Annotated in this window: 11 protein-coding genes; 1 reads left to right on the plus strand and 10 read right to left on the minus strand. The window is 43.4% G+C overall.

Annotated elements, in window-relative coordinates; translation table 11 throughout:
• Positions 1-35: 35 nt before the first annotated feature.
• From FS666_RS07615 to FS666_RS07630, 4 genes are all read right to left on the minus strand, one after another.
• Positions 36-1,193 (minus strand): amidohydrolase family protein, encoded by a 1,158-nt coding sequence (locus FS666_RS07615; protein WP_144461260.1) that lies wholly within the window; start codon positions 1,191-1,193, stop codon positions 36-38.
• A gap of 46 nt (positions 1,194-1,239) precedes the next feature.
• On the minus strand, positions 1,240-2,574 hold the full coding sequence (locus tag FS666_RS07620) for an aspartate aminotransferase family protein (protein WP_144461280.1): 1,335 nt from the start codon (positions 2,572-2,574) through the stop codon (positions 1,240-1,242).
• Between the two features lie 40 nt (positions 2,575-2,614).
• Positions 2,615-3,958 carry a glutamine synthetase family protein gene (locus tag FS666_RS07625; protein WP_244943870.1) on the minus strand — a complete coding sequence of 448 codons (1,344 nt, stop codon included), beginning with the start codon at positions 3,956-3,958 and terminating at the stop codon, positions 2,615-2,617.
• A gap of 111 nt (positions 3,959-4,069) precedes the next feature.
• On the minus strand, positions 4,070-5,431 hold the full coding sequence (locus FS666_RS07630; protein ID WP_144461278.1) for an APC family permease: 1,362 nt from the start codon (positions 5,429-5,431) through the stop codon (positions 4,070-4,072).
• Between the two features lie 300 nt (positions 5,432-5,731).
• Between FS666_RS07630 and FS666_RS07635 the strand changes: the two genes are divergently transcribed.
• On the plus strand, positions 5,732-7,477 hold the full coding sequence (locus FS666_RS07635; protein ID WP_144461259.1) for a sigma 54-interacting transcriptional regulator: 1,746 nt from the start codon (positions 5,732-5,734) through the stop codon (positions 7,475-7,477).
• A gap of 326 nt (positions 7,478-7,803) precedes the next feature.
• Here FS666_RS07635 and glaH read toward each other — a convergent pair whose 3' ends face one another.
• From glaH to FS666_RS07665, 6 genes are all read right to left on the minus strand, one after another.
• On the minus strand, positions 7,804-8,736 hold the full coding sequence (gene glaH / locus FS666_RS07640; RefSeq protein ID WP_144461258.1) for a glutarate dioxygenase GlaH: 933 nt from the start codon (positions 8,734-8,736) through the stop codon (positions 7,804-7,806).
• Between the two features lie 378 nt (positions 8,737-9,114).
• A complete protein-coding gene (locus FS666_RS07645) occupies positions 9,115-9,903 on the minus strand; it encodes a hypothetical protein (RefSeq protein WP_144461257.1) in 789 nt (262 codons plus the stop codon).
• 133 nt (positions 9,904-10,036) lie between these two features.
• On the minus strand, positions 10,037-10,837 hold the full coding sequence (locus tag FS666_RS07650) for a hypothetical protein (protein WP_144461256.1): 801 nt from the start codon (positions 10,835-10,837) through the stop codon (positions 10,037-10,039).
• 99 nt (positions 10,838-10,936) lie between these two features.
• Complete coding sequence (locus FS666_RS07655) at positions 10,937-11,266, minus strand: DUF3870 domain-containing protein (protein WP_144461255.1); 330 nt, start codon at positions 11,264-11,266, stop codon at positions 10,937-10,939.
• Positions 11,267-11,290: 24 nt separating this feature from the next.
• The gene (gene lhgO, locus FS666_RS07660; RefSeq protein WP_144461254.1) at positions 11,291-12,508 is read right to left on the minus strand and encodes an L-2-hydroxyglutarate dehydrogenase; all 1,218 of its coding nucleotides are present in this window, start codon (positions 12,506-12,508) and stop codon (positions 11,291-11,293) included.
• Positions 12,509-12,529: 21 nt separating this feature from the next.
• Positions 12,530-13,195 (minus strand): GntR family transcriptional regulator, encoded by a 666-nt coding sequence (locus FS666_RS07665; protein WP_144461253.1) that lies wholly within the window; start codon positions 13,193-13,195, stop codon positions 12,530-12,532.
• Positions 13,196-13,289: the final 94 nt, after the last annotated feature.

The following is a 13,289-nucleotide window of genomic DNA, read 5'->3' on the forward strand; positions in this document are numbered from 1 at the left end:
CATCCTTCCTGCAAATTCCCTATATCCATTAACATTTAAATATAGTCACTGTATACCCGTTCAAAGTTTTTATACATCATGTGTTCAGCGATTTCGACCGCCATATCCTTATCCATATATCCTTTATTGATCCAGTCTGCAAGCACTCTTTCAAAGCATTCCTTGAACAACAGGACACCAAGCCAGTTCATTTCCGGCACTGTAAAAGCATCAGAGCCGTACATCACCTTATCGAATGGAGCCAACTCGTACACCTGCGATATGATTCGTTCCACGCCATGTCCGACAAACGGATTCTGCAAAGAGATATCGAGATAAACATTTGGTAAAATGCTCGTGATAAACGCAGCCTCCTCCATCCATGGGTATCCCCCGTGAACTAGGTGCACTTTAGTGTCGGCATATTTTTCCGAACGGAGCAAATCAATCAAAAACGACGGGCTTGCTTTTGGAAGTACGACTTCCCCATCACCAAAACCTGTATGAATATGTAAAACTTTATCGGAATTTGTGCATTCCTCCATCGCTATATGAAAACAATAATCTCTGAATTCTTTCACTCTGGGACGGTCGTTCAATCGAAATTCTTCATATTGGTCTTTTGCCAGCTGCTCATTTTTCTCACCGATTTCCAATCCGCTCCGGTAGGCGATGATTGTTTTTAAACCTACGATATGCCTTTGTTTTAAAGCTTCTTTTAAATCTTCACGATAGGCTTCGACAAAGGCCCCGAACGTTTCATGGCTTTCCCGGAGCCTGACCATGACGGGTTCGATTCGATACACCTCCCAAATAGGCACGCCTGTCAATTCTTGATAATCATCTTTTGACAGCGGTGGAGTCGGATACCCGAAGTCAACAACCATGCCTTCCAGCTTTACATCCTTGAACAGTTTTTGGGTAAAGACCGAAAAATCTTTTGCCTCTTCATTTCTTTTGGCAACCACGTCCCGAAGGTCGGGTTTGCACCCAAAATACTTGGCGAGCCTTTGTATGGTGATTTGCATATACATGTTCATGCCTGGAAAAATTTTTTCGGTTGAACCTTCTCGGGATTTCTTGAACATATTCGGCATTACAGACAGAGAAAGCTTGCGCAAATACTCCTCCGGAGAGTATGGTTCCTCATTCGCCACATATGGATGGCAGTGTACGTCAACCGCTTTTATAGAAGCCAAATCAATTTTCCCCATGATGTTCCTCCTCCTTCTTGTATATCAGTGCTCCCCTGCCGGTCAGCTACCAGCCGGCATATTGGCGGACCTTGTCCATATCCACACGTCCCTGTTCAACATCGGTGATCGCCTGGTCAAGGATGGCAACAGCCATGTCGACTTCTTGGCGATTAATAATCAGGGGAGGTGTAATTTCAATGACATTGCTGTGTACACCTACATAGAATACAAGCAATCCAAGCTCAAAAGCACGATAGCAGACAGCGGCCGTTTTTTCAGACGCGGGCTGTTTCGTCACCCTATCCTCCACAAGCTCTATACCCAGGGCAAGGCCTTTCCCGCGTACATCACCAATGATCTCATGCTTGGTTTGCAAGTCCAGCAGCTGCCTCTTGAAATATTCCCCTTGTTCGCTCGCATTCTCCATCAATCCCTCTTCCTCAATGATTGACAGATTCGTCAAGGCCGCTTTTGTACTTATCGGATTTCCGCTGGCCGTGAAAAGATGAAGGGCATTTCCGCAGTCCAAGATTTCCTTTCTGGCGATAACGGCACTGATCGGAACTCCGCCTCCAAGCGGTTTGCCCAAAGATACGGCATCGACCTCTATTCCGCTGTGCTCAAAGGCAAACCACTTCCCGGTCCTTCCCATTCCAACCTTCACTTCGTCGACAATCAAATAAATGCCGTGACGGTCACACATCTTTCTAAGTTCAGGAAGGAAATCATCCGGAGGAACGATTACGCCGCCGTCACTTTGGATGGCTTCAATAATGAGGCCGGCGGTGCTGTCCGGCGGGCAGATCGTCGTGAACATTTCATTTTCAATATAATCAATGACTTGCTGAGTCAGATTTTCCGTTTCTCCAAAAGGCGGCCGGTAAGGATTCGGATAAGGGACCTTGACAACGTTTGCCCCACTGATAAAGCGCGCCTGGGCTGTGTGCCCGGACAAAGCCAAAGATCCCATCGTCTGCCCGTGATACGATCCCATAAACGAAATCAACCGCGGGCGTCCTGCACTTATCGGAATCAGTTTGGCTATGCAGTCATTTGCATCGGAGCCGGTCAGCCCGTACCATACCTTCTTCTCGAATTCTCCCGGAAGCAAATTGGCCAGCTTTTCCGACAGCTGAATCATTTGATGATCCGGTATTGTAATATTAGAAGAAAATGAGAGTGTTTCGTATTGCTCTTTAAGCGCCAAAGCCATTTTCTCGTTGCCATATCCAATGTTTGCTACAGCCCAGCCAGCAGAAATATCGATATATCCGTTGTCTTCGAAATCACGCAGCATCACGCCTTTCCCACTTTTTACCGCAAGAGGGTAAAAACGGATTTTCAATGCGTCACTAACGTATTGTCGATCCCTTTTCAACCACATTTCTGTAGGGCTCATCATGATCCTCCTTTATTAACGTTGAGGTGGTGATCTTTCATCAGAACCGGCGGCTTAATTCCATCCTTTCCCAATCAGTCACATAGCGTGCTGCCTTTTCCACTTCGGTCCTCTTTACCTTAATGAACTCTTCCCATATTTGCCTTCCTATGAGATCACCAAGCTTTTCATTTCCTTCAAGCTCTGTAATGGCTTCATCCAAAGTGCCCGGAATCCATTCTATCCCCCGGCGTTTCATTTCCACTTCGGACAATACCCCTGCATCCGAGCTAAGAGGTTCGCCGGGATCAATTTTCTCTCTTACACCATCCAGCCCTGCAGCAACCAAAGCAGCAGCCAGCAAATAGGGATTGCACGTGCCGTCAGCCCCGCGGAACTCAAATCGGCTTCCCCGGCGTTTTTCCGTAATCCGGATTAAAGTGGAGCGGTTTCCAATTCCATAACACACCTGGGCAGGTGCAAATGACCCTGGGTACATACGTTTATATGAATTAATGCTCGGCGCACCGATTGCCACCAATGAACGGGCATGCTTGAGCAATCCGCCGACAAAGTGGCTGGCCTGCTCTGTGAGCCCGAGCTGGTCGGAATGATCCTCAAATACATTTTTCCCTTTTCCGTTGAACATGCTGATATGGACATGCAGACCGCTCCCCGATAAATCCTGGAAGGGCTTCGGCATAAGTGTTCCAACCAATCCGTGTTGAAGGGCAATCTGTTTGAAAAGCTGCATGAAGAGAACTTGCTCATCGGCAGCCCGGACGGCGGATGCATGTTTCAAGTTGATTTCAAATTGTCCCGGCCCATACTCACTCGATATTTTCTCTACTTTTACTCCTGCTTTCTCCATTGCTTTCACAAAGTCATGTAAAAACTTTTCCTGCATTTGAATGCCTTCTATTGAAAAACAGTGGGTAGTATCAGCCGTAACAAGTGTTCCGCCAACCTCGTTCAGCAAATAGGCCTCCTGTTCAAATGCCAGGTTAATAATTCCCCCAAGTTCGGCTTCCGCTTCCTTCAGCACCCTTTTAAGGGCTTGTCTTGGACAACCTTTCCACGGCTCACCATTTTCATCAACAAGATCGCAAAACATTCTTGCGGTATTTTGCCGATGCGGCAAAATGGCGAACGTGGAAGGGTCAGGTATGGCAAAGAAGTCCCCCTCTCCTATTCCATACATCGGATTTGGAATGTACTCATCAAAAGCATTGAAACTCATCATTCCCGCAAAGAAGTTCAACCCCTGGTCAAACAAGCTGTCCAACTCCTCGACACGGACGGTCCGTATTCTTGAAAGAGCTGCATAGTCCATGTAGCCGATATCAAGAAACTCAATATGATTCTTTTCGATCATTTTCTTTACTTGTTCTTTTGTAGTAACCAAAATCGGAACCTCCAGGACTCTTAGTTTATTTGCATTGCGGCCAAACTGTCCCCTTTGAGCTTTATGCAAGTTAAAGGGGACAAGCCTTCGCCTTGACATTTTAGGCTGATGCTAAATAACCTTCTCTTGATCACTGCCTTTATTCTGCTCAGGCTTGTAGTAGATTTTATAGAATATGAACAGCGCAACTACCCCAATCAATCCCCTTACAAGTGTCATCGGGGTTCCCAAGAAAGTGCCGTAGAAAATAATACAAATTCCGACCAGCCCCAAGATTGGGAATAATGGGAACAAAGGCTGCTTCCAAGCCAGCTTTTCCACTTCATCCTTGCATTTTTTCCTATAAAGGATTGCCGCAATCACCGCAAGGGTCCAAGAGACTATCCAAGCAAAAGTCAACTGCAGAGAAAACTCCACATAGATCAGATCCGGATTTACACTGCCGATCAAAATGAAAACAGCCGAACAAATCCAGATAAATACAATTCCATGGACAGGTGTACGTGTTTTCGGGTTTAAATACCCAAAGAACTTCGGCAAGTACCCCCTTCTTGCCTGAGAAAAGAAAATCCTTGATGCTGTATAAAATGTTCCCATTAAAATACAGGTGGCTGCAGCTATCCATGCAACCAGGTTAATGATGAAAGCACCTGCATATCCGAAGACAACATTGGCTGCCTCTGTGAAAGGCGAGCTGTCCATTGTCACCTGATCCCATGGAATAATTCCTTGCAGAACGAACTGCGCAGCAGAATAGATGATGAGGAATGTCACACTGGACCATACCAAAGCCCTTGGCAAATCCCTGGGATTAACGACTTCCGAACCTGCTGTCACTATGGAAACAGCGCCCAGATAAGCATATGTCCCAAGAGGGATTGCACTTAAAAAGCCGGAAGTTCCATGAGGCATCCATTCTTTGAAGTTATTTATATCGATGTCTTTTAAACCAAACAGTGCAAACAGCATCATACCGGCTGTCAGCGCCAACACAAGATATAATTGTGTTTTTGCTGCTATCGATGTTCCATAGATGTTCAATAAAGCGAATATACTGAGAAAGATAAGAGCAAAAACAGTTGTCCATATTTTTCCGGTCAATTGGGGGAAAAACCAGGATGTGATTGTCCCAAGAGCCATACTAACACCGCCGCCAGCAAGAACCCAGCCTGCAGCGAACGCAAAACCCGATAGAAATCCCCACCACTTGCCTAAAAACCGTTCAACCCATACAGACATTCCTCCCGCAAACGGCATGCCGATTGCAATCTCTGCCAAAGCGACCATCAAGAATAATTGAAAAAGCCCTGCAATAAAATACGCTAAAATAGCACTGGGACCAGCTGTGGCAATACCTTCTCCAATCAGTAGAAAAATGCCGTCTCCTACAACCGCTCCTACACCCAATGCCCAAAGATGCCGGAACTTCAAATTCCTTATCGGTTCAATTTCCAATAATTGTACCTTTGCCATCATTACACTCCTTCCTTTTTTGAAAACGCTGACAAAAATTATCAATGTCCGGCCTGTCACATACCTTTGTCAATCATCGGCTCCTTTCCTCCTGATTGATTAAGATCATAGTGCAAAAGGCATGCCAACATTTTTTCCCGTAAAACAGTTACATTCAGTGATTTTTATGATCCAATAGGCGAAAAACATTTTTCACCGAAAAAAAACTTTCGAAAAATATTTGTCTTTCCTTTCCAATTGTTTATAATATATTAATAAGTTTAACTAATCATATTTGACAAATATGGAGTGATTTGTAACTTGAAGAAAATAGAATTGGAGAGTATATGGAATTCCTGCTTTGAGAGCATGCTGATTGTAAATGAGCAAGGCCGGCTTATAAAGGCAAACAGGACTGCTCTCCGTTTGTTTGGACTCAGTTCCAATACAGTTGGAGAAACATCCATTTTTGAGTTAATGCCATTGGAAAACAAAAAATTTTTATTGTCGCCCCGAGAAAATACGGGAATTTCCTTATCGTTCGGAACAAAAGAGTTAGTAATGAATATTGTCCCTTTGGACTTGCACTTTCTCTTAATTATTAAGGATATAACCCAGCAACAATTGTTAAAGTATGAACTTCAGCAGGCAAATGAGCAGAAATTCCTTTATGATTCCATTCTGGATATGCTGGAAGAGGGCGTATGTGCTATTAATATGGAAGGAAAGGTGATTTTCTACAATAAAAAAATGGGGGAATTGGACCTGCGGGAGCCCGATTCAGTAAAAGGCAAATTGCTCATGGAAGCATTTCCTGATATGGATGAAAACTCCAGTATCCTTTTAAAAACATTAAGGCTTTCAAAACCGTTGAATTATCGTGAAACATATTTCACTAACAGCGGGAAGGCCGTAACAACACTTTCAAAATCAAAAACTTTGAAGATTGGCGCCAGACAGGCCGGGGCAATTGAGATCGTAAAAGATATTTCCGAGCAGAAGCAACTGGAAGAGACGATCCGCAATATAAACAACGAACCTCAAACAAAAATAGGCAAAAAGCCAAAGGGAAGGGACAATAACACCCGTTTTCAATTCAAGGATATTATTTTCACAAGCAGAGTCATGCGGCAAACAGTAGACCAGGCCCGCAGGGCCGCCAGAACTTCATCGTCAACCCTGATTATCGGAGATACAGGAACTGGCAAGGAATTGTTTGCCCAGAGCATTCATAACGACAGCCCGAGAAAAAACTATCCATTTATCGCACAAAATTGCGCTGCTCTTCCCGAACACTTATTGGAAGGTCTGTTATTCGGTACTTCTGTAGGGAGCTTTACCGGAGCCATTGACAGAGAAGGGTTAATAGAGCAGGCCCATAACGGAACTTTACTCCTTGATGAAATCAATTCCATGGGCATTAACCTGCAGGCCAAACTGTTGCGTTTTTTGCAGGAGAAGAAAATTCAGCGCCTTGGTGCAAAGAAATCGATTGATGTTGACGTCAGAGTTATTGCCACCATCAATGAAGACCCTTATTCTGCTATCGAAAACGGCAGATTGAGAGAAGATCTGTTTTACCGTTTAAGCGTGGTAAATTTGATCATCCAGCCATTGAAGAACAGAAAAGAAGATATTCCGGTTTTGATCCGGCACTTTCTGGAAAAACACAGCGAAAGATTGCAGATTAAGGTAGATAACGTGGAACCGGAAGTGATGGGGATCTTCATGAATTACGAATGGCCGGGAAACATCAGGGAATTGGAACATACGATTGAGGGCTGTATAAATATGATGGATGGAGAGCGGTCGATCGCCTATCATCATTTGTCGGCAACTTTCCAAGCAAGGGCTAATGAGTCCAACCAGATTTCTGCAACTCTTAAAGTTCCAAAGCCCTCATTGCTTTCGGGCGGGAGTTTGGAAGAGCAGAAAGAAAATCTCGAACGGACTCTTATACAGCTTGCATTAAAAGAGGGAAACGGAAATGTAACGAAAGCCAGCAAGCTTTTGGGGATTTCAAGACAAAACCTGAATTATAAAATCAAGAAATATAACCTTGCCTGACCAGCAAAATCGTAAATTTTAATCGCTGCTCCATAAGAGGATCATGAGAAAAGTGCAAGCGCCTGTTTATCGACGTACGGGCAGGAGTGGCTTCGACGAAATAAAGGAAACACGGCGACGAAGGAGCCGATGTTGACTTATCGGAGGAGGCGCGAAGTCTGCTAGTCGATAGGCGCTGGAGCTGGACAATGAAAGGCTTAATTTGGAGCAAACATTCGTAACAATTTATACTTCTTTAATTTTTTAAAAAACCGCACCCGTTGCCGGGTGCGAAAAAATGAAGGTAGAGGTTATTAACAATTGAGTAACAAATGACTTAGTTAAAATTATTCAACGAAGCGTCCGCGTTGGCGCATCAATTCACGGTTCAAGTCAGGGTTCACTTCGAACGCTGCACGTCCGTGCATCCAGAACAGGTTGTTGAGTACGACAAGGTCGCCGACTGGAAGTTCCAGTTCAATGACACTTTCGTCAGATTCCAATGACGCAGATAGGTCTTCCAAATATTTTGCCTGTTCGATTGACTCAGGATATACAAACTGGTCGATAAAGCAGATGCATGGCTTATCGTTCACGTTAAAGAATGTAGCACGATCTACTGTTTGCTGTACGTTTTTGCTTGGTGGTGCAATGTATGTGAATTTATGCTTTCCAAGCGGGTTGTTGGCAAATTTGTCAAGTTCTTTCCAGTCATCCAAGTGAAGGAGCCTTGACTCACCGCCAACAGCATTTTCTTCGACCATTTTCATCATTAGCAGCCAGTCTGTTGGCTCGTCAACGAATGTTCCGTCTGTGTGCAATGTGAATAAACGGTATGCCTGGCGAAGGAAAGAGTCACTGTTGTCTGTGTGTTTTACTGTAAAACGTGCATAGTATTTTCCTGTCATCGCATCAAAGTTTGGCATACCTACCAAATGAGAGATAGCAGTTCCGAAGATCACAAACTCATCAGTATCTTCTGTTACACCTTCCAAACCTAATGTGAAACCGCCGGACTCACGGTCATGAATAATGCCTCTTAGTATTTCACCAAGATCTTCACCGACAAAATCTTGAAGAAGTGAAGCAACGATTTGACGTTGGTATGGTGTATATTCAAGGACTTGAACGCTGATATTTTTTTCTTCGACAGCTGCCAGGAATTTGGCAATGGCTTCTTTGTCGATTTCAATGTGATATAAACGGTCGGATTGCGGATGAGACTTCACTTCATATGCTTTTCCTGTTTTCAGAAACTTTTTTTCCTTTGTAACGCCCATTACAGATTCCTCCTGTTTAATGAAAAGTATAATTTTAATCGTGGAGAAACAGAAAACATAAAAAGCCAGCTGTCGATATACCCATCCCGTTTAGAAAAGGTTTCATATCGGCAACTGGCTTATATTCACTTCACCGCTCTATGGCTGTAGAGTCACAGTGAATATTGCAGTCTGCATATTTTATTTTCCGGTCTCCAAAAAATCTATACTATTCACGGATTTTGAAAAGGCAGTTTTCAAAAGGTGAATATGTTATAATGATTGCTTGATTCAAGATTACCACCCAGTATAAAAAATGTCAACAAAATTGTCATAAATTTTCTTCTTGAATTTTCAACAGGTGGTTTTTCCTGATCGCTCCTAACTTCTCATATTGGATTATAAAGCAGCCGGCCCCCGAAGCAGGCTCTCCCTTTCATTGATGAGCTTCTCTGCGTTCCTTTTGGCATCCTGGATTTTTCTTTCAATCTGTTCTTCCTCCGGCAAAGACATAATTGACCTCTCGAAATCAAAATCCGCCATCCGTTTTCCTAGAATATTCCTGTTGTCCTGCATCCCTTTGATGAAATTCCAGCTTTCAGACGGCAGCTTTCCCCTCATCTCCTTCGCTTTCCTGAAAAATTCGGGCATGATCTCATCGTATGTTTCCAGTAAGACTCCCTGCCTGAATTGAAGCAGATCCAATTTTGCCAAAGTGATTAATGTATGTTCGATATCCTTATCCGCGATTGTCTTTTTCGCCATGATTTCCTGGTTATAAAAATCATCATACTCGCGGTAAAGTTGGTTGAACGGCAACTGAAGTTCCAACAGTTTACTGAATAATTCACTGGTTTTAGCGAGGTTAGGGTCAGCTGAGGTCTGTATCTCTTGAATGATGCCTTGATAATAAGTCGGTAATATCCGGCTCCTCGGCCCGCCGAAATCAAAAATATTTGCATTGGCTGCGGAAAAAATGGTCAATGGGAAGAGGGCATGCCGATACTCTTCACTCGGTCCGCCATCGACCAAGATAACAGCATATCCTTTAAATTGCTGCGGATTTTTGCCATATATTGTCAGATAATAGGCACGACCATTGATGGGATAGGAATAAGGGTTGATTGAATAAGCTTCCAGCCACTTCTTATATTTGCCTGCTTCTTTAACTAGTTGTTTGCTGAACAATGCGTTTCGCCTCCAATAGCTGGCACTCCGCCCAATTTTTTGTATATCGCAGGGTGCCATATTTTCCGGTAATAACTGAAAAAGCAATGATACCGGCCTATCCACGATAAAACTCCTTACTTTTCAAATTGACTCATAGAGCGGCTGGCCCCCGCAGCAATTTCTCCCTATCTTTAATCAGCTTTTCTGCGCTTCTTCTCGTATATTCTTTTTTTGCTTCAATCTGCTGTTCTTCCGGAAGGTGAATAATCTCCCTGTCCATTTTGAATTCAGCCATTCTCTTGCCCAAAACTTTTCTGTTATCTCTCATACCTTTGATGAAGTTCCAGCTGTCACCGGGAAACTTATTTTTTAATTCGCCAAGCCTTTTGAAAAACTCGGGCATGATCGGATCATACTCGGTCAGCAATAACCCTTGCTTGAATTGAAGGATATCCAGCTTGCCAAGGACAGTTAATGTGTGATCAATGTCCTTTTCGTCAATAACCTTTTTCACTAAAATGGTGTTGTCATAATAATGTTCATATTCCTTATAAAGGTCAATGAATGGTATCTGTAATTCAATCATCTTTTCAAATAGAGTTTTTCCTTTTTGCAGTATCCCATCTGATATACTTCCGGAATCATCGATCGCTTGAATGACTGTTTTAAAATAATCGGGTTTAATCTTACTCCTGGCCCCCATGATATTAAAAATATTGGTACTTGCACCTGAAAAAAGTGTCAGCGGATACAAGGCCTCTCGATATTCCTTGTTAGGGCCTCCATCCAGCGAAATGATAGCATAACCTTTTAGCTTGTTCGGATCTTTGCCATGATAAATAGCAAAGTAATAGCTTCGCCCGTTGATTTTACATTCGAAAGGATTTAGCGTAATATTCTCCAGCCATTTCTTGTATTTGGCGGCTTCTTTAAACAATTGTTTGTTTTCCATTGAATCCCAACTTTCTAAAAGACCTGGCACCTCAAAGATAAAAAACCCTTCCAGTTTTTAAACATCGGAAGGGTCTCTTTACGATTTATCAATCAAATATTATTTCTCAGCCGCCGTGATTTGTTTGTAGTGAAGATCAAGGTCCTTCATTGCAGCGATGAGAGCATTCGTCGCTTTCCCGCGGTAGTACGTTTGAATGGCTTCGATCTGCTCATCGATTCCGTCTTTCAAGCTTGTCCCCCTTAATAGACGCCCAATGAAATCACTGCCGTGTTCCGTTGCAAGTGTGGCAGAAGCTTTAAGAATTACTCCGTATTTTACATCTACTTCAGCTGTAATCGTTAAGGTTTCATACACACTCTTTGCAGCCATTCCCTGCGGGAGGCGTGCATGACCGGCAATAAACATTGTCTTGGCATTGAACTCCATGGATTTAATCTCCTCTTTCAAAAATTATAATGTTACAGCTGCTTCTTTCAGATGTGTTTGTTCAGGAATTCGTCTAACCACTTCTTTTCCTATTTCAATGGATGCAGTGGCAGCTGGTGATGGCGCGTTACATACATGAATCGTTCTGTCCCCCATGATGATATTGAAGTCATCCACCATGGATCCGTCGTCTTTGAGCGCTTGAGCACGAACACCGGCTGGTGCTGGAATCAAATCATCCTCCTGGATTTCAGGAATCAAGGCTTGGAGGCTTTTAGTAAATTGTGCTTTGCTAAAGGAACGGACATACTCTCCTACTGCTTCTTTCGCGAAATTTCCGGCAAGTTTCCATAAGCCCTTGTATGCAAGACTTTCCGCTAGATCCTTTGCACTGAAATCAAGCTTTTTGTAACCTTCACGCTTAAATGCTAACACAGCGTTAGGACCTGCATCCACTTCCCCGTTGATCATACGCGTAAAGTGAACGCCAAGGAATGGAAACTTCGGATTAGGAACAGGGTAAATCAAGTTTTTTACAAGATGGCGTTTTTCTGGTTTCAATTTAAAGTACTCTCCGCGGAACGGCAGAATTTTCATATCTGTTTTATAACCTGCTGCTGCGGCTACGCGGTCACTGTGGAGTCCTGCACAGTTGATGACCAAGGCGGCCTTAACTGTTCCGTTAGTAGTTTCGATAACAACTGAGTCGGAACTTTCATTGATTTTCTCCACTTTTGTATTTAAGAGAATATCGCCGCCGTTTTCCTGGATGATTTCTGCGAATTTTTCACTTACCTGCTTATAGTTAATGATTCCAGCCATGGGAACACGGATTGCGGCAAGACCGGCAACATGCGGTTCAATTTCAAGCAATTCCTCTTTACTGATTTTTGTGATGGCAAGCCCGTTTTGCAAGCCTCTTTCATACAAGTTATCAAGCAGAGGAAGCTCCTCCTGATTTGTCGCAACAATGACTTTACCGCAAATATCATGAGCAATGTCATGCTTTTCCGCGAACTCTCTCATTGACTGGCTGCCCTGTTTCGCAAATCGGGCTTTGAAACTGCCAGGTTTATAGTAAATTCCGGAGTGGATAACACCACTGTTATGCCCAGTTTGATGTTCTGCCACAGATGCCTCTTTTTCAATGACGACAACTTTTGCGTTAGGAAATCTGTTATAAAGGGCCATTCCTGTTGACAAACCAACAATACCGCCGCCTACAATCGCGAAATCATACATAATTTTATGCCTCCATTTGTTTTATGAGTTTTTTTTCATGCTTTCCATGCAATCTATTAAATTATTTTTTGTACGCAAAATATGATACTCCACCGCAGCACGCAATTCAGCCGGGTCTCCCCTTAATGCAGCCTCATAAATGCGTCTGTGTTCCCGCTGTGTCTCCTGATAATAATCAATCAGCAGATTCGGCGCGATAGGTGAAATACCAAGAGTTTCAACCATTTTACGAAGCCTTGGCCACGGACATCCGCTCATGAGGATCCGGTGAAAAGCTGCATTCAGACGGATATACTCCCCATTTGTCTCATCCTTCAAATCCAGCGTTTCCATCTGGACCACGATATCGTGCAAATTCCGCTTGTCCTCATCCGTCAGAAATGGGAGCGACTTTTCTGCCGCCAAGCCTTCCAGCATGGACCGGATACAGTAGATTTCCTCTATATTCTCCTTTGTAATTGGGGTGACAACTGCACCCTTATGGGGGACGATTTCCACAAGTCCTTCCATTTGCAGTTGTGTAAGTGCTTCTCGTATCGGCATTCTGCTGACCTTCAGCTTTTCTGCCCATTCTTCCTGAATCAACCGGTCACCCTTTTTCAAAGTACCGTCCAAAATGGCCTCTCTCAGGCGTTTCGTGACATTGTTCACAACTGTCGACTTTTGCTGAGCCAATTCTTTTGACAAAATATCCACCCCAAATCATTTTGGATACAATTTAGAGTCTATCACACAAAAATATAGCTTACAAGTGCAAAAAACAAAAAAATTGAATCCAATC

The sequence above is a fragment of the Siminovitchia fortis genome, assembly GCF_007681465.1.
In the GTDB taxonomy this organism is placed as follows: domain Bacteria; phylum Bacillota; class Bacilli; order Bacillales; family Bacillaceae_C; genus Siminovitchia; species Siminovitchia fortis.

Bases quoted from the DNA above. Each gene is read 5' to 3' on its own strand.
- FS666_RS07615 (WP_144461260.1), bottom strand. From the start codon at position 1,193: ATGGGGAAAATTGATTTGGCTTCTATAAAAGCGGTTGACGTACACTGC.
- FS666_RS07620 (WP_144461280.1), bottom strand. From the start codon at position 2,574: ATGAGCCCTACAGAAATGTGGTTGAAAAGGGATCGACAATACGTTAGT.
- FS666_RS07630 (WP_144461278.1), bottom strand. From the start codon at position 5,431: ATGGCAAAGGTACAATTATTGGAAATTGAACCGATAAGGAATTTGAAG.
- glaH (WP_144461258.1), bottom strand. From the start codon at position 8,736: ATGGGCGTTACAAAGGAAAAAAAGTTTCTGAAAACAGGAAAAGCATAT.
- FS666_RS07650 (WP_144461256.1), bottom strand. From the start codon at position 10,837: ATGGAAAACAAACAATTGTTTAAAGAAGCCGCCAAATACAAGAAATGG.
- FS666_RS07655 (WP_144461255.1), bottom strand. From the start codon at position 11,266: ATGGAGTTCAATGCCAAGACAATGTTTATTGCCGGTCATGCACGCCTC.
- lhgO (WP_144461254.1), bottom strand. From the start codon at position 12,508: ATGTATGATTTCGCGATTGTAGGCGGCGGTATTGTTGGTTTGTCAACA.